The following is a 24,869-nucleotide window of genomic DNA, read 5'->3' as shown; positions in this document are numbered from 1 at the left end:
TGAACTGACCCCCATAAGTTGGACACAACTTCTGGGGGTTATTTTATGAAATACGACATAGACTTTAAGATCAAAGTCATAGCATACTATCGTCAAGGACATAGTAGCGGTGCGACAAGTGAGAAGTTTGGACTTGATAACAAAATGGTATCTAAGTGGGTTCAGCAGTATCAGCATAGTGGTATAGACGCCATCAAACCTAAGACTAATAAAACTAAATACAGTAGCGACTTTAAGTATAAAGTGATCGCTGTGATGTTAGCAGAAGGATTAAGCCAATCTGAAACCGCTCTTAGGTTTAATATCAGCTCACCTGCGCTTATTAGCCACTGGCATAAAGCTTACAGACTCCATGGTATGTCTGGACTCACATCCAAATATAAAGGTAGTCACCCCATGACCTCTCCTATCACAGACAAACCCGATAATGAAAAGACACTAGCAGAGCTCAAACGTGAAAACGCATATCTACGAGCGGAGAATGCCTATCTAAAAAAGCTCGATGCCTTGCTTCGGGAAAGGGAACACGCCGCGACAAAGCAAGGCTCATCGAAGGATTGAGACTAAAGCACACGTTATCTGACTTACTCAGCATAGCAAAGCTTGCGCGGAGTAGTTTCTACTACCATAGGGCGAGTCTTAGTAGTCAAGATAAATACGCCGAACTCAAACAGCGCATCCGTGATATCTATCATCAGCATAAAGGTCGATATGGCTACCGTCGAATCACCCAAACCCTTAAGAATGAGGGTCTCATTCATAACCACAAACTGATTGCACGGCTGATGGGACAGCTTAAGCTGACAGCGAGAATCAGACGACAAAGGTACCGATCCTATAAAGGAGCGTGTGGCGTCATTGCTAAGAATAGAGTCAAGCGCAAGTTTCGGGCGGGTGCGCCCAATCGCAGATGGCTGACAGACATTACTGAATTTAAAGTCGGCGATGACAAGCTATATTTATCACCGATACTTGACTGCTTTAATAATGAGATCATCAGTTATGAATTATCAAAACGACCTGTCTATGACTTGGTCAAACAGATGCTTGATCGTGCGCTTAAGGGCATACCAACAAAGCGCACCGAGCAGCTCACGCTGCATTCAGATCAAGGATGGCATTATCAGATGAAAGCGTTTGCGAATACGCTTAAAGAGAATAACATTAAGCAAAGTATGAGCCGAAAAGGGAACTGTTTAGATAATGCATTGATGGAAAGCTTCTTTGGGTCTTTAAAGTGTGAGACGATTTATATTAAGAAGCCGAAAACCATTGAAGATTTAGAGAAACAGATTCATGAGTATATGCATTATTATAATCATGAGAGAATTCAGCTTAAACTAAAAGGACTGAGCCCTGTGGAGTACAGAACTCAGTCCTTGGTGCAAACTTAAACTGTCCAAGTTTCGGGGGTCAGTTCATAGTAGGCTTGGGTTTTTTATTGACCTTATTAAAGTAGCTGAATAAAAAGTCCCAGCACAAGGCTGGGACTTTTACGTTTTATGGTACTTTTAGCAGATAGCTAGGCTATTAATCATTAGGCTCAATGATTTTTGGTGGACCTGTCAGTAAACCTTCGTCGCGGAACTCATTGGCTGAGTTATGCTCTGCCGATTCTTCGGTGATGAACCACTGCTGCTGACGATACAAAATCAATCTATCGCGGCTCAATCCCCGCAGTAGTGAATACATCATGATTAATATGACAACGGCAAAGGGAAAGCCTGAGACAATAGAGGCTGCCTGTAGCGCACCCAAACCGCCTGCCGCTAACAATACCGCCGCAATCACACCTTCTGTCCCTGCCCAGAATAAACGCTGAATCTTCGGTGGATTGGTATCGCCGCCTGAAGTCAGCATATCAATGACAAAACTGGCTGAATCTGACGAAGTAACGAACCAAAGAACAATCATCACGACAATCAACAAGTTAAGCGCTGAAGTAAATGGATAAGACTCCATTAGCTTAAAGATGGCACTACCCGTATCTGCTTGCACAGCTTCAACCAGACCAGGACTGGCCATATTAGGATCAATCGCTGCCATCAGCTCCATATGTACCGCTGAACCACCAAAAGCGGTGAACCATAAGAATAAAATGGTAATAGGGATTAATAACACGCCTAGTATGAACTCACGAATGGTACGACCACGCGAGATACGAGCGACGAATACACCGACGAATGGCGACCAGCTAATCCACCATGCCCAATAGAATACTGTCCATGATGACTGCCAGTTTTCTTGACCTTCATAAGACTCTGTCCACAGACCCAAAGGAATCACTTGATGTAAGTAATTACCAATGTTTTCAACGAAGCTGTTAAAAATAAACTGCGTGGGACCTAAGATAATGACAAAGCTTAACAGTACAATTGTGAAGAAAATATTGATGTCACTTAAGCGCTTGATACCTTTATCAAGACCCATCAAGAGCGACATGCCTGCCAACATAGTAATGAACGCAATCAAAATGATCTGTACGGTAATGTTATTCGGAATACCGAATAGCGTCTCAAGACCGGAGTTAATCTGCAGCACCCCAAGACCTAAGGTAGTCACCACGCCAAACATGGTACCGAATACCGCAAGTGTATCAACTGTATGCCCCATAGGACCATAGATTTTTTTACCGATTAACGGATACAGCGTCGAGCGAATCGCTAATGGCAAGCCAACACGGTAGTGAAAATACGCCAAAGCCAAGGCTACAATGCCATAGATTGCCCAGACGTGTAGGCCATAATGCAAGAATGAGATATTCATCGCTTGTTTGGCCGCTGCAATGGTTTCAGCTTCACCCAATGGCGGTGCCATAAAGTGATACAACGGCTCAGCGGTACCCCAATAGAGCAAGCCAATACCGATACCTGCCGAAAACAGCATCCCAATCCAAGAGACTAAATTATACTCTGGCTTCTCTGTTTGGTGCCCAAGCCTGATATCGCCGTATCGGCTAAATATCAAATAAATACTCATGAGCAGAGCTAAGTTGACCACCACAATAAAAAACCAACCAAAGCGCATAGAAACAAAGGCTTTTGCTTGGTTAAATACCAGCTCTGCTTGCTCGTTAAAAAAAGCACCAAAAATAATGAACGCGACGATCAAAATCGCCGAGGTTAAAAACACGGGTTTACTTACCCGTGGAAAAGGGCCCAGACGGCCAACTTTAACGTGATCCATTTAATAATCTCAATTTTTTAGGATGCCAACCTTAACAAGATACTTACGAACTATCAAATTAGGTTAACAACCATTTATTGTTATAAAGCAAAAAATCCTAAGATATCGGTTTATCTTAGGATTTTTTACGGTAAATAATTGATCGTTGCTTGTCTTAAATATTTTTTTAAAGCCTGTTTTAAAAACTTTCTTAAGGACTCAGATAACAGGCTTAATTAAAACAAGCAACAATCAGCATATCATTAATGCCCTAGTCACCCTTTGCAATTTTAGGTGGACCTTTTAGCAAATGCTCATCGACGAACTCATTAGCCGAGTTATGATCAGCAGACTCTTCGGTGATGAAATATTGCTGCGCACGATATAAAATCAAGCGATCGCGACTTAAACCACGCAACAGCGCATACATCATGACAAAGACTACCAGAGCAAACGGCAAACCTGCCACGATAGCGGCGGCTTGTAGCGCACCCAAACCACCAGCTGCTAATAATATTGCAGCAATGACCCCTTCCATCGTCGCCCAAAACAAGCGCTGAATCTTTGGCGGGTTGGTATCGCCGCCTGCCGTCAACATATCGATGACAAAGCTTGCCGAATCAGAAGACGTGACGAACCATAATACAATCATGATAACAATCAGCAAGGTCACAGGTTTTGTCAGTGGATAGTATTCGACCAGTTTAAAGATCGCACTACCGGTATCGGCTTGCACTGCTTCAATCAGTCCAGGACTCAGCATGTCAGGGTTGATCGATGCCAATAGCTCCATATGGATAGCAACACCGCCAAACGTAGTAAACCAGAAGAATAAAATCGTCATTGGGATTAATAAGACTCCCAAGACAAATTCACGAATAGTACGACCACGACTGATACGGGCAATGAATACGCCGACAAAGGGTGCCCAACTTACCCACCACGCCCAGTAAAATATCGTCCAGCCGCTTTGCCAATCGGTATTGCTATAGGCTTCGCCCCACGCCGATAACGTCACAATCGACCCTAGATAATTACCGATATTTTCGATAAAACTGTCGAAGATAAATAGCGTCGGACCCAAAATCACCATAAAGACCAACAGAATACCCGTCAGTCCCATATTAATATCACTTAGACGTTTGATGCCTTTATCAAGACCCAGCATCAAAGAGATACATGCCATGGCAGTCACAAATGCAATAATCGCAAATTGCACGCCCAAACTATTAGGAATACCGAACAAGTTCTCCAGACCAGAATTTATCTGCATCACCCCTAAACCCAAAGAAGTCACTACCCCAAACATCGTACCGAATACTGCTAAAATATCAACGGTATGACCCCAAGGACCATAAATCTTGCGGCCCAATATCGGATACAGCGTCGAGCGAATCGATAATGGCAGACCACGGCGAAAATGAAAGTAAGCCAACGACAATGCCACGATGGTATAAATCGCCCAAGCGTGTAAACCCCAATGTAAAAACGAGATGTTCATCGCTTGTTTGGCCGCTTCTATTGTCTCCGCTTCACCAAGTGGTGGGGCCATAAAGTGATACAACGGCTCAGCCGTACCCCAATAAACCAAACCAATACCGATACCCGCCGAAAACAACATCCCTATCCAAGAGATGAGGCTATATTGCGGACGTTCTGTTTGTTTACCCAAGCGAATATCGCCGTAACGGCTCATGGCTAAATAGATACAAAAAACGAGTGCCACGTTGACCAAAACAATAAATAGCCAACCAAACTTATCGGTAATAAAGCTCTGTAAAAAACTAAAAAGTGCGCCGGCAGCTTCCGTAAAAAAAGCGCCAAAAATAATAAATCCGACAATCAACAACGTCGAGGTTATAAACACAGGTTTACTGACCCGTGGAAACGGACCCAATCGACCTACTTTTACTTCGTCCATGTGCTAATCTCGTTATATAAGGGCTGCTACCTTAACAAAATAACCTTTGATTATCAAATAATTACAAAATATAGCCATCAAGAAACACCCTATTTGCTCTAATGTTTTCCTATTCTTAAACTTATCTAAAAATATGATGTATAGATGGTAACAAGTCAAAATTCTGGTTTAGAGTAAAATAAAAGCCATCTACTCTATTCATTTTCTAAGCTTTAAAACTACAAAAGGTGCTGGATTTATGGTAAAAATCGCAGTACCCTTTATGTAGATTTATGAATTAATTTTAACAATGCTATCATTCACTCTTTATAGCAATATACTATTTAGGTAGCAATTGCAGTAACTTAGCCGCATCGCCGTCCTCTAATAACCAGACTTGTCCATCCACGTTCAGTACACTACGAATACGCTTCCCCATATCATAGCGGTAACGTTCAGAGGCACTGTTGCTGTCATCAAAACTCACTATGATGAGCGCTTTTGATGACAGGCCGCTGATTAGCGCATTGCCTTGCCATGCTGGAAAATCATTATGAGTCCCGGCTGAATATATACTTAATGAAGAAGGTGAGATGACGGGTGTCCAAGTCACTTTGGGCGCAGTCAAGTCAGGCCGAGTGTCATGGTCAGGAATGTCTGTACCCGAATAATTACGACCGTTAGAGACCAGCGGCCAGCCATAGTTATTGCCTTTTTCGATTAAATTAAACTCATCACCACCTCTTGGCCCCATCTCATTTGCCCACAGCCGACCACTGTCATCAAAGGCCATACCCAGTACGTTACGATGCCCAGTTGTCCAAAACTGTGCCTTAATTTCCTTATTTTCGTTGGCGAATGGATTGTCTGCGGGTACGCTACCGTCAGGGTATAGTCGAATGATTTTGCCCAAGTTGACGCTCATATCTTGCGCTGGCGTTTTTTCTTGCCGCTCACCTGAACTGATATAGAGATAGCGACCATCGGGAGAGAATAGCAAACGGTGACTATAATGCCCCTGCCCTTTTACCTTTGGCGTCTGCTGCCAAATCGGGGTAATAGATTGCAGACTAGGAGCAGCGCTACCTATACCTGAGAGCTTAGCGCTAATCACTTTCGCGCCAAATTTATTGTCATCAGCGCCCGTGCCGCTTTCAATATAACTGAGATATATGACATTACTGGTAGCAAAATCTGATGCTAGAATAATGTCACCTAGACCGCCTTGCCCGCCATACGCAACGGTCGGCACACCGCTTACTTCGGTTTTAGTACCGGTAGCAGTATCGACCATGAAGAGCTCACCGGTCTTTTGGGTAACCAGTAATGTTGGTGGCTCATCATTGGTATTGGGTAGCGCGGTCATCGCCCATGGTTCATTAAAGGTAGCGACAGTCTTAGTGGCAAAGGCAGGTTTTTCAGTGCTCGCTGCCGAATCTTTGGCAGAAGCCTGACCTTCTTTGTACTCTGTCAGATCTGCATCGGTATTGACTGCTGATGGGTTTGAGCACGCAGAGGCGCTAAATAGCAGGGCTGCTATGATTAACGGCAAGATTAATGGCGTGCTAATATATTTTTTATTGGTCATCATCATGATGTCATCTCCCTTAATGTTATATTGGCTTTATTAGGGCTTAAGTGATAGTGCGTGAAAAATAATATCGAACCATCACGCACTGCTGATATCCATTTTTCTTGCTTGCTGTGCCTGCGCGGACAGAGGCGACAAAAAATTGATATCAGCAATACCATCGTATTTTTAGGATATTTTGACTATAGTTATAACATAATCAAAGTATGACAACGGTAAAATGATTATAGAGCGCAAAGTAAAAACCCCTTATCTGCCTATATAAAAAATAGACAAATAAAGGGTTGGTTTTAAAGCATAACCGTCATTTAGCAACAATTATTTAGCGTTTACTATTAGCTCATTCGAAGCTTATCAAAGGTAAGCTTATCATCAGCGCCGACATCGACTTTGATGATATCGCCAGCGACAAAGTCACCAGACAGCAATTTTAATGACAGCGGATTTTCGATCTCTTGCTGGATAGCACGTTTTAGCGGACGCGCACCATACACAGGGTCATAACCCACGGCGACCAGCTTGTTCATCGCATCAGAGGATAGCTCGATGTCCATCTCGCGCTCATGCAAACGCTGACGTAATCGATCCAATTGAATGTCAGCAATACCTGCCATTTGCGACATACCGAGCGGATGGAAAACCACAATCTCATCAATACGGTTGACGAACTCTGGACGGAAATGCTGACCGACAGAATCCATGACCTCCGCTTTGATATCGTCGTAGCTTTCGCCAACCATCTCTTGAATTTTATGCGAGCCTAGGTTACTGGTCATGATAATAACGGTGTTTTTAAAGTCCACCACGCGACCTTGCGAATCGGTCAAACGACCATCATCCAACACTTGTAGCAAGATATTGAACACATCAGGGTGCGCTTTTTCGACTTCATCAAACAATATCACGCTATAGGGCTTACGACGTACCGCTTCGGTCAACGCGCCACCTTCTTCATAGCCAACATAACCTGGAGGCGCACCCACTAAGCGACTGACGCTGTGCTTCTCCATATACTCACTCATATCGATACGAACAATCGCATCTTCAGAGTCGAATAAGAAGTTCGCCAATGATTTGGTCAGCTCGGTTTTACCGACACCAGTAGGCCCAAGGAACAAGAACGAACCAGATGGTCGATTCGGATCCGACAAGCCCGCACGGCTACGACGCACGGCATTGGCGACCGCTTCGACTGCTTCATCTTGACCGATGACGCGCTCGTGGAGTTTCTCTTCCATCGCCAGCATTTTGTCACGCTCGCCTTGCATCATTTTACTGACCGGAATGCCCGTGGCGGCGGCAACCACTTCGGCAATTTCATTATCCGTGACCTTGTTACGTAGTAGTTTTACCCCACTATTTTCACCAGTCTGCTCTTTTTGCTCAGCCAAGTCCGACTCATGAATTCGGCGCTCTAACTGCGGAATGGTCTCATACTGCAGCTTACTCATGGTCTCATAATCGCCCTCGCGGCTGGCTTTATCATAGGCGATACGCGCTTTGTCTAGCTCGTCTTTTAGCTGCTGACTGCCTTTGACCAGCGCTTTTTCTGCTTGCCAAATCTCATTGAGATCGGCGTACTCTTTTTCTAACTCTTCTATTTGTGCATCAAGTACTTTACGCTCGGCTTGCGCGCCAGCGTCTTCTTCATTTTTGAGCACTTCACGCTGCATTTTTAACTGAATCAAACGGCTATCAAGCTTGCCAAGTGACTCAGGCTTGCTGTCCATCTCCATACGCAGACGACTGGCAGCTTCGTCGATTAAATCAATCGCCTTATCCGGCAGCTTGCGGTCAGTAATATAGCGATGGCTCATGCGTGCGGCAGCAATAATCGCACTGTCTTGAATATCGACCCCATGATGCAGCTCGTAACGCTCTTTGAGGCCACGCAAAATCGCAATGGTATCCTCGACCGTTGGCTCATCGACCAATACTTTTTGGAAGCGACGTTCAAGCGCGGCATCTTTTTCGATATACTTGCGATACTCGTCCAAAGTCGTCGCACCGACGCAATGCAGCTCACCACGGGCTAGCGCAGGCTTTAGCATATTACCCGCATCCATCGCACCTTCTGATTTACCCGCGCCAACCATGGTATGTAGCTCATCGATAAATAAGATGACATTGCCTTCTTGCTTGGCCAAATCACTCAATACGCTTTTGAGGCGTTCTTCAAACTCACCACGAAATTTTGCGCCGGCAATAAGCGCACCTAAGTCTAATGACAGTACTTCTTTACGGCGCAACCCTTCTGGTACATCACCATTGATGATTTTTTGTGCTAAGCCTTCGACGATAGCGGTTTTACCCACACCCGGCTCACCGATAAGTACTGGATTATTTTTAGTCCGACGTGACAGTACTTGAATGGTGCGGCGAATCTCTTCGTCACGACCAATGACTGGATCCAGTTTGCCAAGCTCCGCCTGCTCAGTTAAGTTAATCGTATATTTATTCAGCGCGTCACGTTGATCTTCCGCGTTTTGATTGTTCACGGTTTCATCACCACGTAATTGTTCAATAACGGCTTTTAATTTGGCTGCCGTCACGCCAGCGCTTTCAAATATTTTTTTGGTTTCGCCTTGTTCAGCGAGTGCTAATATCACCCATTCAGTGGCAATAAAATCGTCGCCTTCTTTTTGCGCTTGGCGATCGGCCAAATTCAAAATTTTGACCGAATTAGGGTTCAAATTAACGTCACCTGTTGGTTCGCTAATCGTCGCTTGATTATCAAGCGCCTTTGCCACGCCATTTTTTAGCGCAGGAATAGACGCGCCCGCTTGCTGGCAGATAGACAAGTTAGACTCGTCTTGCAGCAACACGGCAAGCAAATGCACAGGATCAATTCCTGTATGGTCGCGCCCTAGCGCCAAACTTTGGGCTTCTTGAATCGCAGATTGCAATTTTTGGGTAAATTTTTCGAACCTCATATTGGTGTCCTTTTAGAATTAATAATATTTTATATCTGATAGTAGCTGCGGCTTTTTATAAGTATCAAACAATGCCCAAGCTTTTCGTTGTTATCTATATCAGGTTTGTTGAGTAATATTTCAATATCAATTTAACGGTTATCAACAATCAATAATGGCTTATCAATATCAGCTCCTATCAATAACAAGCCAATAGCAAGCAGTGCGCATTGCACCTGATTAATATAAACCTTACTTATAACAATGATATGACGATAAGGCATTAATAGGCACATTGATGAGCTATTTCAAGGGAATATAGGAAAGAAAAATAGGTAGTGTTAAGTTTGTGAAAAAGAGAGAGGAATAGTTTAGGAGTGTGAATAAATCGTCGAAAAAAATATGCGGTTATTACAAAATATCTAAAAAGCTAATCAACTCAGCAAGCATTAAGTATACATAAACCTTAAAAGTGGCTTATTCAACAATTTCAATCGCGGTGCCTACTTTCACAGCCGCCATGATTTCATCCATCTCATCATTAGTGACGGCGATGCAGCCATCTGTCCAATCGCGTTGTTGATTGAGCCCGGCTAAATGACCAAAGCCATTCATTTGCCCATGAATCATAATGTCGCCACCTGGATTGACGCCGCGAGACTTAGCCTGTGCTTTATCTGCCGCATTTGGGTAGCTGACATGGATGGAGCGATGGGCTATTGAGTTTTCATTTTTATAATCTAAGGTATAGTAGCCTACTGGTGTGCGCTGATCCCCTTGTTGTTGCTTATGTCCTATCGGGCTGTCACCCAATGCAATGCGATAGGATTTGACCACGGTATCTTTGCTTAATAACTTTAAAATGCGCTCAGACTTGTCAACAAAGACCTTATCGACAATGAGCGTGCTAGGAATAGACTGACCTTTATCAACCGCGTTTTTTGCCTGCGAGGAGGTTTTGACATAGCCTATCGCACTGGTACTAATAATGGCAGTCAGACCAAGTCCTATCGCAATAAACAACCAACGAGATTTGGTGCTAAGACTGAAAGAGAAAAATGACATAGGCTTTGGTCCTTATAAGCAATGCTTGATAGCAACGAGTCATAATATATCAAAGCACTATGTCATATTTAATGATCAGGTTTTGTGCAAAAATGATGAATAAGATAACAACGTGTTCTGGCAGTTGTCAAACTAAACCATACGAATGGCACCATCAAGACGAATCACTTCACCATTTAGGTAGGCATTATCAATAATATGGGTCACCAGTTTGGCAAACTCATTCGGTGCTCCTAGGCGCTTAGGATAAGGAACGGCTGATTCTAATTGCGTGCGTGCTTTTTCCGGTAAGCTCTCCATCATTGGGGTGGCAAAGACACCCGGTGCAATCGTCATCACGCGAATGCCATGACGAGTCAGCTCACGAGCTAATGGCAGCATCATACCGACAACGCCAGCTTTAGATGAGGCATAACTGGCTTGCCCGACTTGCCCATCAAAAGCAGCGATAGAAGCAGTATTGATAATGATACCATTGTCCGCGTTCTGCTCACTATCAGGGTTCACATTCGCTGCTACGCGCTTAGCAATACTAGCTGCTACTAAACGTGCAACATTGAACGAGCCCACTTGATTAATTATAACACCGCGACTGAACTGATCGAGATCAGCAGGATTGTTTTCACGATCCAGTAGCTTTTGCACCACGGCAATACCTGCACAGTTAATAGAACCTTGCAGACCACCAAACTCTTTTTCTGCTGTATCTACCGCCGCTTGCACCTCATCACCACTGGTCACATCACAACGAACAAAACGCGTATTATCGCCCAGCTCAGCTACTAGCGCTGACCCTACTGTTTCATTCAAATCAGCGATGACGACCTTGCCACCTTGAGCGACGATAGCGCGAACCACGGCTTCACCCAATCCTGATGCACCGCCGGTGACCAAAAAGCTATTTTCTTTAATCTGCATATTATTCCCTTAATAAATTTTTGTTTGATGTTGATGTTTAACGTTTTTATAACTGCTCTTTTTATAACTGCTCTGCGCCCCTACTCTGGACCAAGAGGCTTCAATCTGCAGACAGGCTACGCAGCAAAAAGCGCTGAATTTTACCGCTTGGTGTTTTTGGTAGTGCACTCACAAATTCAACTTCCCGCGGATAAGCGTGAGTCGATAAACGTTTGCGTACCAAGTCTTTGATTTGCTGAGCAATCTCTTCAGAGCCCTCGATGCCATCTTTGAGTACCACATAGGACTTAATCGTATGCCCACGCACCTCATCAGGTATACCAACGGCAGCAGACTCCGCGACCGCTGCGTGCTCGAGCACAGTGTTTTCGACATCGGTAGGACCGACCCGATAGCCTGCCGTGATAATGATGTCATCATCACGTCCTGAAAACCAATAGCTGCCGTCACTATGACGCTCGACCACGTCGCCTGTCAAATAGTAATCTTCAAAAAACGCTTGTTTTTCATTCCAACTATAGCCTCGGAAATAAAACGCAGGCGACTGACTGACCACGACTGCCAATTGTCCTTGCTCACCATCGGGCAATACTTGCATATCATCATCGAGCACTACCAGCGTATGCCCCGGTAACGCCATGCCCATCGAGCCGACTGGACATTCATGCGCCAAAGCATGATGCTCGCAGCAGGTCATGCCGGTCTCTGTCTGCCCATATTGATCGCAAACCTGACAGCCCAAATGACTTTCCACCCAACTTACTACTTCAGTATTCAGCGTCTCCCCTGCCGAGTTAGCGCAGCGTAGAGACAAGGCGTTATCGTCATTTGCGGACGATGCATCAAAAACACCACTCGATTTCATCATCCGAAAAGCCGTTGGCGATGACGCTAGATTGGTAATCTTATGGCGCACCATAAAGTCGCGGGTATTGGTCGCATCAAAGCCTGCTTCGTTAAAGTAGGTCGTGACCCCTAATAATAAAGGCCCAGTAATCGCATAATATAGCCCATATGCCCAGCCGGGGTCTGCCATGTTCCAGTAATTATCAGTCTCGCGCAGATCAATCGCATAACGCATATATAGATAAAAAGCAGGCAACGCCGCTAATGGCACACTAACGCCTTTTGACTTGCCCACCGTACCTGAAGTAAACATTTGCAAGAATGGTGCATCCGTATCTAGCAAAACAGCTTCTATCGCTTGCGGCTGCGTCACCCTCATCTCGTGATAATTGTCATCACCCCAAGCGTCGCTATCATGAATACTGCCAATAAGTACCATTTTGGCTTGTTTGGCCAAATCTTCAAACTTGCCACGATTTTCCTGATTGGTAAATACCACCTTGGTATTGGCCTTATCCATACGGTACTTAATCGAATCGTAACCAAAAGCGGTAAATAGCGGCTGGTACACTGCCCCAATGCGCCATGTCGCTAATACAACCGTTAGTAATTCAGGCGTGCGCGGTAGCATGGTGGCGACTTGGTCACCGGCTTTTACACCATAGGACAATAATAAATTGGCAACTTGCGCACTCGCTTCATCCAACTCGCCAAAGCTCATGCGCGTTATGTTACCGCTAGTATCTTCATGGACTAAGGCCGTATTGTCCGCGCGACCGTCACGCACATGGCGACCACAGCAAGCCATGTAAGCATTTAATCGATCATCCAAATGCGCGCCAAATATTTCCTCTAACAACGCATTCATCTCGAAGTTATTATAATAATCACTATAATTGATGGGTGTTTTAGAAGTATCCGCTGTAGCGTGCGCGGTTTGTGTAGATGAGGTATTCATGGGCTAATCCTTTAGCGGTGGAGATCGAGCTGAAAACATCAATTGCTATCACAACAGTCGATATCCTATAGACTGTGTTACTTGATAAAATTGGGCGTTAATCATTAGGGTCTGTTAAAAAAGCACGTTAACATCTAATTCAATACATAACGTATCATTTATAAATATCTGAGTCCAGATAATTATCTTACTATTAGCAGTTGTTAGACTGCTATATATTCTTCTAATGTGCTTACTTTATAAAGCAACTATTCCCGAGGCCTTTATTTTATAAGCCTCTTATTTTCTAACGCAGTTACTCTAGTGCGCTTAGTCAAGTACGCTTAATCGAATGTACTCAAAAAGCCCAGCAGTGCTTTTTCTTCACAGCTTTGATACTTTCGAGTGCGTCCACGGCGCGCTTGTTTATAGGGCTCAAAAAACTGACCTGCCAAAAACCGTTCAATAATAACAGGGTGAATATAGGATGCTCGGCACACGCTTGGAGTATTGCCAAGCTCATCTGCCACTTCTTTAACCATATCAGTGACCAACTGTTGGCGCGTCCGACTGTCCGGCTCGCTAGTCAATATCTCTTTGCCACTGGCGGCTTCAAGCTCGTCATACAGATGACTGGCAGCCAATACACTGGCCATCCAAGTACGAAAATCCTTGGCACTATACAGATTGCCACTATATAAATGATCGCTTTTATTATTGCTGGCATCAGTGCAAAGGTGCTTACGCAAATAATCATTGATATCGGCACTATCGACGACTTGCTTATGACCATTATCATCTAAGTATTTAAAAATTTGATAACCGGGCAGCTCAGAACACGCTTGTACAATCTCAATCAAACGCTCATCCTGCAATTCGATATGATGGGCTTTGGCACTTTTTCCGACGAAATCGAATGCCAAGCCATCGTCTATCTCGCTCACATGTTTGCTACGCAATGTACTGAGACCGTAGCTTTTATTCATCTTCGCATAGCGGCTATTACCGATTCGAATTAACGTCGTCTCAAGCAATTTAACCACGGCAGCCAGTACATTGGCGCGTGATAGCGGCGCTGCTTCTAAGTCTTCTTCGACTTGCGCACGTAGGTTTGGCAATGCCTCCGCAAAACCTATCATCGCATCGAACTTGGCTTGGTCACGTACCGTATCCCACTCAGGATGATATAAGTATTGCTTGCGCGCTTTGCCATCACGACCGGTCGACTGCAGATGACCCTTATCATCTTGGCATATCCATACCTCTGACCACATCGGTGGAATGACCAAGGCATCAAAACGCTGGCGCAAAGCCTTGTCTTTCACCGTCTTGCCAGTAGCATCTCGGTAAGTAAAACCGCGCCCCCAACGCTGACGACTATAACCCGGTTCATTATCACTGACGTAGCGCAAATTCGCCCGACGTGCTAAATGCTCATAATCGTGACGAATATCCTCTGAGGTCGTTTGTGCAACTGCTTTGGTCATAAATAATACACTTTTAAATAATAGTGGTTTTAGCATAATTAACTATGAGAATTTTTGCTGTTTACTTGCCACGGATAAAGTGTAATCGCTATGTAAAAATGCTGTATAGAAGGGTTATCAATTATGATTGATTGCGTCATAATTGAACGTCTGTCCATTAACAAAATCAAGTGAACACCCATGAAAAATACTTCGATAAAAATAATCCCATTGTCTAAAGCTGATTACGATGCTTGGTTAAAATTGTGGCAAGGTTATTTAATTTTTTATGAAACTCGTCTGCCACCAAGTACCACAGAAAAGACTTGGCGCAACCTGCTTGATAGCAATATGCCAATTTATGGCTTTGGGGCATGGGTCGATGAAACGCTGGTAGGTATCACGCATGTCGTGCTACATCCCAATACATGGAATACCACCGAATGCTGTTACTTAGAGGATCTGTATGTTAGTGAGTCTGCGCGCGGGCAAGGCATAGGACGCGCACTGATTGAACAGGTTTATGATTTTGCTGATAAGCAACATTGCAACCGCGTCTATTGGACCACGCAAGAAGGCAACACCACAGCACGCAAACTCTATGATGCCATCGCCACCCAAACGGACATGGTGCAATATCGTAAAAAATTATAACGATTGACAAAGATAGTCAAAATATTTTAAAAACGCCATGGTATTGCTGATATAAATTTTTTGTCGCCTCTGTCTGCGCATGCACAGCAAGCTAGAAAAATTGATATCAGCAGTGCGTGATGGTTCGATATTACTTTTCACTGACTATATCTTACGACTGAAACTTATCTTAAAATTCAACCATAAAAAAACGCCAAGCGTTAAACACTTGGCGTTAATTATTATATTACTACTTTAAAATCGCTTATTTACCATATACACATAAATAAGCAGTTTCCACTTCAACTTTAACATTGAATTTCTGATTGGCTTCAACGGTAAACTGCTCGCCCGCATTAAAGGTTTGCCACTCAGTGCTTTCTGGTAGCTTAACTGTCAATGCACCACTCACCACACTCATGGTTTCAAATTCGCTAGTACCGAATTCATACTCGCCAATTTCCATCACGCCAACGGTAGCGGGCTTGGTCGCGGTTTGAAAAGCAATAGAAGTGACTTTATCATCAAAATAATTATTAACGCTTGGCATAATTTTCCTTAATAAGGTTTTAGGTAATATTTGAAAGTTTTTTTACAATCCCGCTTTTAGGCTCGCTTCGATAAATTGATCAAGGTCGCCATCTAGCACTGCACCGGTGTTAAAGGTTTCAACGCCAGTACGCAAGTCTTTAATACGTGAGTCATCCAGCACATATGAGCGAATTTGACTGCCCCAACCGACGTCAGATTTACCATCTTCGACCGCTTGTTGGGACTCCATACGTTTTTGCATCTCAAGCTCATAAAGCTTGGCACGTAGCATCTTCATCGCCGTCGCTTTGTTGCCATGTTGGCTACGCTCGTTCTGACAAGTCACCACCACACCACTCGGCTCATGAGTAATACGCACCGCAGAGTCAGTGGTGTTCACGTGCTGACCACCCGCGCCTGATGAACGGTAAGTATCGATACGCAAATCAGCTGGGTTGATATCAATCTCAACGTTATCATCAATTTCAGGCGAGACAAAAACAGCGGCAAATGAGGTATGGCGACCGTTGTTACTATCAAATGGTGATTTACGCACTAAGCGATGTACGCCAATTTCGGTCCGTAACCAACCAAAGGCATAATCGCCTTTAATCTCAATCGTGGCTGATTTAATCCCAGCAACGCTACCAGAAGATACTTCAATCACGTCAACTTTAAAGCCATGCGCCTCTGCCCAGCGCGTATACATGCGCAGTAGCATCTCGGCCCAATCTTGCGCTTCCGTGCCGCCACTACCCGATTGAATATCCAAGTAGCAGTTGTTTGGATCCATCTCACCACTAAACATGCGACGGAACTCTAAGTCCGCAACGCGCTTCTCCGCATCGTCAAGCTCGGCTTGTACATCAGCAAGCAATGATTCGTCTTCTGCTTCTACCGCCAGCTCCAGCATGGCAGACGCATCTTCTAAGGTGGTCTCAAGCGAGACCACCACGTCAATGACCCCATCAAGCTGGCTTTTCTCTTTATTAATCTTGGTTGCACGCTCTGGATCATTCCATAGCTCGGGGTTTTCTAATTCTAAATTGACTTCTTCTAAGCGTTCTTGCTTACCATCGAAGTCAAAGATACCTCCGAAGATCCTGCCCGCGCTCAGATAGATCTTTGATTTGTTCTTGATACGGATTGATTTCCATAAGTATTCCTGTGTTTTTAAATAAATATCTCACTGATATGGCGCTATTTTAAATGAGATTGACGATAAATAGTTGACTAATTATCAATGCCTTTATATTAAATAATCATAGACCAGCTAAATTGACCAATCCTCTACTGCCCAGCGATGGGCTAACGCATGCGCATGCAACGCGTCATCAGGGGACACGCAAATAGCCACATCCGCCCATTCAAGCAAAGGAATATCATTTTTGGAATCTGAATAGGCATAGGTTTTATCAAATTTTATGCCAGCCAGTTGCTTTTTATTCAGCCACTTATCGAGATGGTATATCTTGCCTGCCTGAAAGTTTGGTTTGTCCATCAGCTTACCAGTATAGCGCTGATCTTTGATTTCCAAAGGCGTAGCCAAGACATTGGCATCTTCAATACCAAAACGTTTAGCGATAGCCGACACTACAAAGTCATTGGTCGCCGAAATAATCACCACATCATGACCTTTTTCGACATGATGACAGAGCGCCTCCATCGCTTTTGGACGAATATGAGGCTCGATTTCAGTCTTAATATAATCTTCTCGCAACTCATGCAGTCTATCCATCGGCAAACTGCTCAAAAACTGGGCGACGAATTCATTATATTCGGTCGCATCAAGCGTGCCTTCGATGTACTGTTCGTAAAATGCTTGATTGGCTGTACGATATTCAGCTTCATCAACGAGGTTATGCTTGACGATATATTCGCCCCATAGGTAGTCGCTATCGACATCGAGCAAGGTATGATCTAGATCGAATAACGCCAATTCTTTTCCATCAGTGTGTGCTTGAGTTGCCTGCATAATTGGAGCCTTATGATTTTTTAAGGGAATGATTTTTTGAATGAAAAATATTTTAGAGAAAATATTGGATATAAAATGTGCTGATAATTCTCTATAAGCCTACTGTTCACCGAACAAAATTATGCTAACTTGTTTACTTTAAAATCTCATTAGCTTATCTTTAGCTTGCTTGATAATAACAATAGAGAACCTTATGAAAGCGCCTGATGATAAAACTGCTTTGTTTAATCGACCGCGACGCCCTGCCCGCTCCATCAGAGAAATTAGGCGACGGCAGTTAGGCAAAAGCTATCAATCGCCTTTAGAGCGTCTGCTTTATGCGCTGTTAAATGGCTTGATGTATGGCTTTGGCGGCTTACTTATCGACCTTGCGATTGTTGTCATTCGCTCACTTGCTGGCATGGGCAATGGCGAGATATTCTGGTTATTTACGCCGTTTATGTTGGTTTTGGGTGCTTTAATAGGCTTTATCGTTGGCAAAAGCGCCGGTGCCGAGAGCGTCAATGCTTTGCATAATGATGAAACTGGCAACAACAATGCTTATCTTAACGACTACTCGATACGCCATGACGTTTTTCGTGGAATAATCATCGGTATTATCATTTTTGCCGTTATTTGGCTTATCATGATGCTAATGGCATAAATAACATAAAAGCTTCTGCCCCAAAATTATTTGCTCAAAAAACGTTTCAATAAAGGATGAGAAATCAATAACGCTCAATCTGCTTATCACTTATAAAACGATTATCTAAAGATAAATCAATGCTCACTTTTATATTGATTAATCAGGCATGGCTATTTCTTTTAAGCCAGTCTTAAATGTCTGACAACGCTCGCTATAATGCAGCGCAGACCACTTCATCATGGCAGCTTGCTCATCGGTCAAGGTTTTGACTACTTTTGCAGGTGCGCCCATTACCAGAGAATTATCTGGAATCTCTTTGCCTTCAGTGACCAACGCTTTGGCACCAATGATACAATTTTTACCAATTTTGGCATTATTTAAAATAACTGCACCGATGCCAATGAGACTATTATCACCGACTTCGCAGCCATGCAGCATCGCTAAATGACCAATGGTGACATGATCGCCGATCTTTACTTCGATGCCTGCATCGGTATGAATGACGCTGTTTTCTTGCACATTACTATAATCACCGATATGAATGCGCTCATTGTCCCCGCGAATCACCGCCCCAAACCAAACACTGGCTTGATGACCCAAATATACATCGCCGATGACACGTGCGGTATCTGCCACCCAACCGTTAAATGGAACGGCAAACTCAGGCACTTTGTCTAAATATTGGTAAATCATAACGGGTCCTTGTTACATTGGGTATTTTAATAATTATATTCGGTTCAAAGCTATATTTATAACAGCGCCGTCCATTGTGGCAAAGCTACCTGTGAAAATCTAGCTCTTTTAGTATTAGATTTATGGTTATATCAGTCACGAAAATTCATTTTTATAACTTAGGCTATTTTATATATAGTTAGAATATCCTAGAAACGCGACGGTATTGCTGATATCGATTTTTTGTAGCCTCTGTCTGCGTAGGCACAGCAAGCAAGAAAAATGGATATCAGCAGTGCATGATTTATCGACATTACTTAGGCTATTTTATATGGCTCTTATTTTAGGCAATCATGTTCTTTAAAGACGACCATACATATGCATGTCACGCAAATTTTAAACAAAGCCCAAGTATACAGATATCGGCTTTTAGCTAAGTTAATATCGGCTATTTACTACGATCAGCAAAGCCACAGTCATCAACCTTGAGAATCGGCTGGCTATCTTAGCGGATATTGTATATAATGCGCAAAATCTGTGCCTAAGCGAGCGGACATGATGCAAGTTACCTATTCACTACCTAGTGAGTTTTGTAGTTTCCATCGATAATGTCTTCTCGCTTTTTTGTGGAAAAATTTTGGCTTTAGTCCTTTTTTATTCTGGTTTTAACAGCAGCTATAACCCTATAAATAGTGATTATAAGTCAATATTTTCACCCACAAATCATGATGGCACTCACCAATAACAGCGGAGGCAACCCTTGAATTCATCGGCAGAAATACAAGCAATTTTGGCACTAGCAGACGGTACGATCTTTCGCGGTGTGAGTATCGGCAGTCTTGGTCATCGTGTCGGTGAAGTGGTCTTTAATACAGCCATGACAGGGTATCAAGAAATCCTGACCGACCCAAGCTACGCGCGCCAGCTCGTCACCCTCACCTATCCGCACATTGGTAATACTGGTACCAATGCTGAAGATACGGAGTCTGGTAATGGACACCAAGTATGGGCAGAAGGCCTGATCATTCGTGATGCAACGCTGGTTACCTCAAATTTCCGTAACTCTGAATCGTTGAGTGATTATCTACAGAGCCATGATACGGTCGCTATTGCTGATATAGATACCCGTCAGTTGACCCGCCTACTACGTGATAAAGGCGCTCAAAACGGTTGTATCATGACCGCATCTAACGGCGACACGATTAGCAGCGAAGACGAACAGCAAGCCATCAAACTGGCGCAAGAGTTCGCTGGTCTTGAAGGTATGGATTTAGCAAAAGAATGCTGTACGCCGACGACGTTTGAGTGGACCGCTGGTAGCTGGGATTTATCAGATACCTTGCTTAATCGTGATGTAGCTGGTAGCCATGATAGCGGTACGGGCGGCTTCTTTAAGCATTTGGGCACGCACGTTGAAGCAAAATATAATGTTATCGCTTATGACTTTGGTACCAAAACCAATATCTTACGTATGCTAGTCGACCGTGGTTGTCACGTCACCGTTGTACCAGCACAAACGCCTATCGCTGACGTGCTAGCGATGAATCCAGACGGTATCTTCTTATCAAACGGTCCTGGTGACCCTGCTGCTTGTGATTATGCCATCGATGCGGTACGTCACATCATTGAAGAAACGGAAATTCCAACTTTTGGTATCTGCTTAGGTCATCAGCTGATTGGTCTAGCCAGCGGTGCAAATACTATTAAAATGAAAACCGGTCATCACGGTGCCAACCATCCAGTACAAGACTTGGCAACTGGCACGGTGATGATTACCAGTCAAAACCACGGTTTTGCGGTTGACGAAGACACCTTGCCTGCCAATGTTAAATCGACTCATCGCTCATTATTCGATGGTACTAACCAAGGGATTGAGCTGACTAATAAGCCGGTCTTTAGCTTCCAAGGTCACCCAGAAGCCAGCCCTGGCCCGCATGATGCTGCGCCATTGTTTGATAAGTTTGCAGAGATGATGGCAGCAGCGAAAGCGTAAGTTATCAATAATTAGCTGTAAGTAAATAAAAATTATTAAGAAGCATAAAGCTTGAATCACTAACGGTGGTTCAAGCTGCAGCATACCAAATACGATAAGCGTTATTGAACATATCGTTAAAATATAGATTACTCAAAATATCACCCAAACGAAGGTAGCCCTAACTATGCCAAAACGTACCGACATAAAAAGCATTCTTATCATTGGCGCAGGCCCTATCGTCATCGGTCAAGCGTGTGAGTTTGACTATTCAGGCGCGCAGGCGTGTAAAGCGCTAAAAGAAGAAGGCTACCGCGTCATTTTGGTCAACTCAAACCCTGCGACCATCATGACCGATCCTACCATGGCGGATGCGACGTATATCGAGCCAATTACTTGGCAGACGGTTGAGCAAATCATTGCCAAAGAACGTCCTGATGCCATCTTGCCAACGATGGGCGGACAGACTGCACTAAACTGTGCCCTAGAATTAGATAAGCACGGCGTATTGACCAAATACAATTGCGAGCTAATTGGCGCGACCAAAGACTCTATCGAAATGGCAGAAGATCGCAACTTGTTTGATAAAGCGATGAAGCGTATCGGTCTTGAGTGCCCACGTGCTGAAACGGCTGAGACCATGGAAGAAGCCTTTGCCACCCAAGAAAAAATGGGCTATCCGTGTATCATTCGTCCGTCGTTCACTATGGGCGGCTCAGGTGGCGGTATCGCTTATAACCGCGACGAGTTTATCGAGATTTGTGAGCGCGGTTTCGATTTATCACCGAACCATCAATTACTAATCGATGAGTCGTTAATCGGTTGGAAAGAGTATGAGATGGAAGTGGTTCGTGACAAAAACGATAACTGCATCATCATCTGTGCGATTGAAAACTTTGACCCAATGGGCGTGCATACGGGCGACTCAATCACCGTTGCTCCAGCACAAACTTTGACGGACAAAGAATATCAAATCATGCGTAATGCGTCATTAGCCGTACTGCGTGAGATTGGTGTTGAAACAGGCGGCTCAAACGTCCAGTTCGGTATTAATCCTGACACCGGTCGTATGGTCGTCATCGAGATGAATCCACGTGTGTCACGCTCATCAGCATTGGCATCAAAAGCTACTGGCTTCCCGATTGCCAAAATCGCGGCTAAATTGGCCGTTGGTTATACACTAGATGAATTGCAAAACGACATCACGGGTGGCAAAACGCCAGCGAGCTTTGAGCCTGCGCTTGATTATGTCGTCACCAAAATCCCACGTTTTAACTTTGAGAAGTTCCCGCAAGCCGATAGTGTTTTATCAACGCAAATGAAGTCAGTCGGTGAAGTCATGGCGATTGGTCGTAACTTCCAAGAGTCGATGCAAAAAGCGTTACGCGGTATGGAAACTGGCAATGATGGTTTTGATGAGCAAATTGACTTATCAAAAGTAAGCATCGAAAAAGCACGAAGCGAGATTACCAATCGCTTAACCATTCCAACGCCTGAACGTATTTATTATATTGCGGATGCTTTCCGTATCGGTATGAGCGTCGATGAAGTATTTAACCTAACCAAAATCGACCCATGGTTCTTGGTACAAATCGAAGATATCGTGAAAACTGAAGCAACGGTGAAAGCATTGGGTTTTGGTGGTTTAACTGAGAAGAATTTACGCAGCTTTAAACGTAAAGGTTTATCAGATTTACGTTTAGCAAAACTCCTTGGTGTCTCACAAAAGCAACTCCGTAAAAAGCGTTGGGACTTAAACGTCTATCCAGTCTATAAGCGCGTCGATACCTGTGCCGCAGAATTTGCCACCAGCACCGCTTATATGTACTCAACCTACGACAGCGAATGTGAAGCCAATCCAACGGATAACAAAAAAATCATGGTTATCGGTGGTGGTCCAAACCGTATCGGTCAAGGTATCGAGTTTGATTATTGCTGCGTCCATGCGGCGCTTGCCATGCGCGAAGACGGCTATGAAACCATCATGGTCAACTGTAACCCAGAAACGGTTTCTACCGATTATGACACCTCTGACCGTCTCTACTTTGAGCCAATCACGTTAGAAGATGTATTAGAGATTGTGCGTATCGAAAATCCAGATGGCGTGATTGTTCAGTTCGGTGGTCAAACACCATTGAAACTAGCCCGCGCTCTTGAGGCCTCTGGCGTCAAAATCATCGGTACCAGCCCTGATGCGATTGACCGCGCTGAAGACCGCGAACGCTTCCAGCATATGATTCAGCAATTAAACCTTGTGCAACCAACCAATGCATTGGCCACGAGCTTAGAAGATGGCTTGGTTAAAGCGAAAGACGTCGGCTATCCATTGGTCGTACGCCCATCTTATGTACTAGGTGGTCGCGCGATGGAGATTGTTTATAACGAAGACGAGCTAAGACATTACTTACGCACCGCGGTACAAGCTTCCAACGAAGCGCCAGTCTTACTTGACCGCTTCTTAGACGATGCCATTGAAGTCGATGTAGATTGTGTTAGCGACGGTACTGACGTTGTGATTGGCGGTATCATGCAGCATATCGAACAAGCGGGCGTTCACTCTGGTGACTCAGCATGTTCATTACCACCTTACTCATTATCGGATGAGCTTTGCGATAAAATGCGCGCGCAAACCGTTGCAATGGCAAAAGAGCTTGGCGTAGTCGGTCTGATGAACGTCCAATTCGCGGTAAAAGGCGAAACCGTTTATATTCTTGAGGTCAATCCACGTGCAGCCCGTACCGTGCCTTTCGTTTCTAAATGTATCGGTACGTCACTGGCGCAAGTGGCAGCACGCTGTATGGCGGGTACCTCGTTAAAAGACCAAGGCTTTACCACTGAAATCGTCCCTGCATTTTTTGCCGTAAAAGAAGCGGTATTCCCATTTGCTAAATTCCCTGGTGTCGACCCTATCTTGAGCCCTGAGATGAAATCAACGGGTGAAGTCATGGGTGTGGGTAAAACCTTTGGCGAAGCATTCTACAAAGCGGTGATCGGTAGTAATGAGCGCTTGCCTGGTCTACCGACCGAAGGCGAGACTAAGACCGTCTTTATCTCAGTACGTGATAGCGATAAAGAGCAAGTTGCTCCTATTGCCCGTCAGCTTATCGATTATGGCTTTAACATCGTCGCCACCACTGGCACGCAAAAAGTCCTCAGCGATAACGGTATTGAGTGTAAGCAAATCAACAAAGTCACCGAAGGCCGTCCGCACATCGTTGATGCCTTGAAAAATGGTAAAATCGACCTTATTATTAACACAACTGAGGGCAAACAGGCGCAAGAGGATTCATTCTCTATCCGCCGTAGTGCCCTACAAGGCAAAGTATTCTACGTGACTACTTTAGGTGCTGCAGATGCGGTCTGTAAATCTTATGCCATCGACTTACCGTTTGATGTGTATAAGCTACAAGATTTGCATGAGCAAGCAAAGTCTATTGACTTGGTCGAATAACTTCAGTAGATTAAGCATAACCGTTAGGCTTGCCTAAAAGCCTATTTGAGCATTGTTTATTTAAATCAAATAATGCTCGAAGACAACATCTTTAAAATGATAGACCTAAAAAGCATAGTGGCTAAACTGCGACTATGCTTTTTATTACGTAAGCTTAAGTGCGACTACTCTGCCATTGAGATGAGAGACGCTCATAAATGATGCTCCACT

Annotated in this window: 18 protein-coding genes; 6 read left to right on the top strand and 12 right to left on the bottom strand. The window is 44.2% G+C overall.

Annotated elements, in window-relative coordinates; translation table 11 throughout:
• Positions 1–45: 45 nt before the first annotated feature.
• Positions 46–561 (top strand): helix-turn-helix domain-containing protein, encoded by a 516-nt coding sequence (locus W293_RS0103295; RefSeq protein ID WP_025651076.1) that lies wholly within the window; start codon positions 46–48, stop codon positions 559–561.
• The gene (locus W293_RS16040) at positions 465–1,394 is read left to right on the top strand and encodes an IS3 family transposase (RefSeq protein WP_156915672.1); all 930 of its coding nucleotides are present in this window, start codon (positions 465–467) and stop codon (positions 1,392–1,394) included. Before W293_RS0103295 ends, W293_RS16040 begins: the two co-directional genes overlap by 97 nt.
• A gap of 136 nt (positions 1,395–1,530) precedes the next feature.
• Here the strand turns inward: W293_RS16040 and W293_RS0103285 are convergent, their stop codons facing one another.
• The 8 genes from W293_RS0103285 to W293_RS0103245 form a co-directional block, all read right to left on the bottom strand.
• Positions 1,531–3,186 (bottom strand): BCCT family transporter, encoded by a 1,656-nt coding sequence (locus W293_RS0103285; RefSeq protein ID WP_025651074.1) that lies wholly within the window; start codon positions 3,184–3,186, stop codon positions 1,531–1,533.
• A gap of 250 nt (positions 3,187–3,436) precedes the next feature.
• Positions 3,437–5,086: a BCCT family transporter gene (locus tag W293_RS0103280; RefSeq protein WP_025651073.1), complete on the bottom strand. Its 1,650-nt coding sequence runs from the start codon at positions 5,084–5,086 to the stop codon at positions 3,437–3,439.
• Between the two features lie 319 nt (positions 5,087–5,405).
• Positions 5,406–6,659, bottom strand: coding sequence for a PQQ-dependent sugar dehydrogenase (locus W293_RS0103275; protein WP_198015411.1), 1,254 nt, complete (start codon positions 6,657–6,659; stop codon positions 5,406–5,408).
• Positions 6,660–6,991: 332 nt separating this feature from the next.
• Positions 6,992–9,589: an ATP-dependent chaperone ClpB gene (clpB, locus tag W293_RS0103270; RefSeq protein ID WP_025651071.1), complete on the bottom strand. Its 2,598-nt coding sequence runs from the start codon at positions 9,587–9,589 to the stop codon at positions 6,992–6,994.
• A 456-nt stretch (positions 9,590–10,045) separates the two neighbouring features.
• On the bottom strand, positions 10,046–10,633 hold the full coding sequence (locus W293_RS0103260; protein WP_025651070.1) for a L,D-transpeptidase family protein: 588 nt from the start codon (positions 10,631–10,633) through the stop codon (positions 10,046–10,048).
• 132 nt (positions 10,634–10,765) lie between these two features.
• On the bottom strand, positions 10,766–11,551 hold the full coding sequence (locus W293_RS0103255; RefSeq protein WP_025651069.1) for an SDR family NAD(P)-dependent oxidoreductase: 786 nt from the start codon (positions 11,549–11,551) through the stop codon (positions 10,766–10,768).
• Positions 11,552–11,651: 100 nt separating this feature from the next.
• Positions 11,652–13,355: an AMP-binding protein gene (locus W293_RS0103250; protein WP_025651068.1), complete on the bottom strand. Its 1,704-nt coding sequence runs from the start codon at positions 13,353–13,355 to the stop codon at positions 11,652–11,654.
• A gap of 323 nt (positions 13,356–13,678) precedes the next feature.
• Complete coding sequence (locus W293_RS0103245) at positions 13,679–14,821, bottom strand: DNA topoisomerase IB (protein WP_025651067.1); 1,143 nt, start codon at positions 14,819–14,821, stop codon at positions 13,679–13,681.
• A gap of 180 nt (positions 14,822–15,001) precedes the next feature.
• Between W293_RS0103245 and W293_RS0103240 the strand changes: the two genes are divergently transcribed.
• The gene (locus tag W293_RS0103240) at positions 15,002–15,454 is read left to right on the top strand and encodes a GNAT family N-acetyltransferase (protein WP_025651066.1); all 453 of its coding nucleotides are present in this window, start codon (positions 15,002–15,004) and stop codon (positions 15,452–15,454) included.
• Positions 15,455–15,698: 244 nt separating this feature from the next.
• Here W293_RS0103240 and W293_RS0103235 read toward each other — a convergent pair whose 3' ends face one another.
• The 3 genes from W293_RS0103235 to W293_RS0103225 form a co-directional block, all read right to left on the bottom strand.
• Positions 15,699–15,983 carry a pyrimidine/purine nucleoside phosphorylase gene (locus tag W293_RS0103235; RefSeq protein ID WP_025651065.1) on the bottom strand — a complete coding sequence of 95 codons (285 nt, stop codon included), beginning with the start codon at positions 15,981–15,983 and terminating at the stop codon, positions 15,699–15,701.
• A gap of 42 nt (positions 15,984–16,025) precedes the next feature.
• Positions 16,026–17,121 (bottom strand): peptide chain release factor 2 gene (gene prfB, locus W293_RS17315; RefSeq protein WP_101212133.1). Its coding sequence is split into 2 segments (ribosomal slippage): positions 16,026–17,048 and positions 17,050–17,121, totalling 1,095 coding nucleotides; the frame shifts between segments, so codons are not numbered across the junction.
• A 116-nt stretch (positions 17,122–17,237) separates the two neighbouring features.
• The gene (locus tag W293_RS0103225) at positions 17,238–17,939 is read right to left on the bottom strand and encodes an HAD family hydrolase (RefSeq protein WP_025651063.1); all 702 of its coding nucleotides are present in this window, start codon (positions 17,937–17,939) and stop codon (positions 17,238–17,240) included.
• 193 nt (positions 17,940–18,132) lie between these two features.
• Here W293_RS0103225 and W293_RS0103220 point away from each other — a divergent pair, with 193 nt between their 5' ends.
• Positions 18,133–18,582 (top strand): hypothetical protein, encoded by a 450-nt coding sequence (locus W293_RS0103220; protein ID WP_025651062.1) that lies wholly within the window; start codon positions 18,133–18,135, stop codon positions 18,580–18,582.
• A 138-nt stretch (positions 18,583–18,720) separates the two neighbouring features.
• Here W293_RS0103220 and W293_RS0103215 read toward each other — a convergent pair whose 3' ends face one another.
• The gene (locus W293_RS0103215; RefSeq protein ID WP_025651060.1) at positions 18,721–19,257 is read right to left on the bottom strand and encodes a gamma carbonic anhydrase family protein; all 537 of its coding nucleotides are present in this window, start codon (positions 19,255–19,257) and stop codon (positions 18,721–18,723) included.
• A gap of 739 nt (positions 19,258–19,996) precedes the next feature.
• Here W293_RS0103215 and carA point away from each other — a divergent pair.
• Both carA and carB read left to right on the top strand, forming a co-directional pair.
• Positions 19,997–21,229, top strand: coding sequence for a glutamine-hydrolyzing carbamoyl-phosphate synthase small subunit (carA, locus tag W293_RS0103210; protein ID WP_037026301.1), 1,233 nt, complete (start codon positions 19,997–19,999; stop codon positions 21,227–21,229).
• 166 nt (positions 21,230–21,395) lie between these two features.
• Positions 21,396–24,659 (top strand): carbamoyl-phosphate synthase large subunit, encoded by a 3,264-nt coding sequence (carB, locus tag W293_RS0103205; protein ID WP_025651058.1) that lies wholly within the window; start codon positions 21,396–21,398, stop codon positions 24,657–24,659.
• The last annotated feature ends 210 nt before the right edge of the window (positions 24,660–24,869 follow it).

Source organism: Psychrobacter sp. TB67 (assembly GCF_000511065.1).
Lineage (GTDB): Bacteria > Pseudomonadota > Gammaproteobacteria > Pseudomonadales > Moraxellaceae > Psychrobacter > Psychrobacter okhotskensis.
This window is presented reverse-complemented; position numbering and strand designations above follow the sequence as displayed.

Coding starts and splice junctions, on each gene's coding strand:
- W293_RS0103295 (WP_025651076.1), top strand. CDS start 46: ATGAAATACGACATAGACTTTAAGATCAAAGTCATAGCATACTATCGT.
- W293_RS0103285 (WP_025651074.1), bottom strand. CDS start 3,186: ATGGATCACGTTAAAGTTGGCCGTCTGGGCCCTTTTCCACGGGTAAGT.
- W293_RS0103280 (WP_025651073.1), bottom strand. CDS start 5,086: ATGGACGAAGTAAAAGTAGGTCGATTGGGTCCGTTTCCACGGGTCAGT.
- W293_RS0103275 (WP_198015411.1), bottom strand. CDS start 6,659: ATGATGATGACCAATAAAAAATATATTAGCACGCCATTAATCTTGCCG.
- clpB (WP_025651071.1), bottom strand. CDS start 9,589: ATGAGGTTCGAAAAATTTACCCAAAAATTGCAATCTGCGATTCAAGAA.
- W293_RS0103260 (WP_025651070.1), bottom strand. CDS start 10,633: ATGTCATTTTTCTCTTTCAGTCTTAGCACCAAATCTCGTTGGTTGTTT.
- W293_RS0103255 (WP_025651069.1), bottom strand. CDS start 11,551: ATGCAGATTAAAGAAAATAGCTTTTTGGTCACCGGCGGTGCATCAGGA.
- W293_RS0103250 (WP_025651068.1), bottom strand. CDS start 13,355: ATGAATACCTCATCTACACAAACCGCGCACGCTACAGCGGATACTTCT.
- W293_RS0103245 (WP_025651067.1), bottom strand. CDS start 14,821: ATGACCAAAGCAGTTGCACAAACGACCTCAGAGGATATTCGTCACGAT.
- W293_RS0103240 (WP_025651066.1), top strand. CDS start 15,002: ATGAAAAATACTTCGATAAAAATAATCCCATTGTCTAAAGCTGATTAC.
- W293_RS0103235 (WP_025651065.1), bottom strand. CDS start 15,983: ATGCCAAGCGTTAATAATTATTTTGATGATAAAGTCACTTCTATTGCT.
- W293_RS0103225 (WP_025651063.1), bottom strand. CDS start 17,939: ATGCAGGCAACTCAAGCACACACTGATGGAAAAGAATTGGCGTTATTC.
- W293_RS0103220 (WP_025651062.1), top strand. CDS start 18,133: ATGAAAGCGCCTGATGATAAAACTGCTTTGTTTAATCGACCGCGACGC.
- W293_RS0103215 (WP_025651060.1), bottom strand. CDS start 19,257: ATGATTTACCAATATTTAGACAAAGTGCCTGAGTTTGCCGTTCCATTT.
- carB (WP_025651058.1), top strand. CDS start 21,396: ATGCCAAAACGTACCGACATAAAAAGCATTCTTATCATTGGCGCAGGC.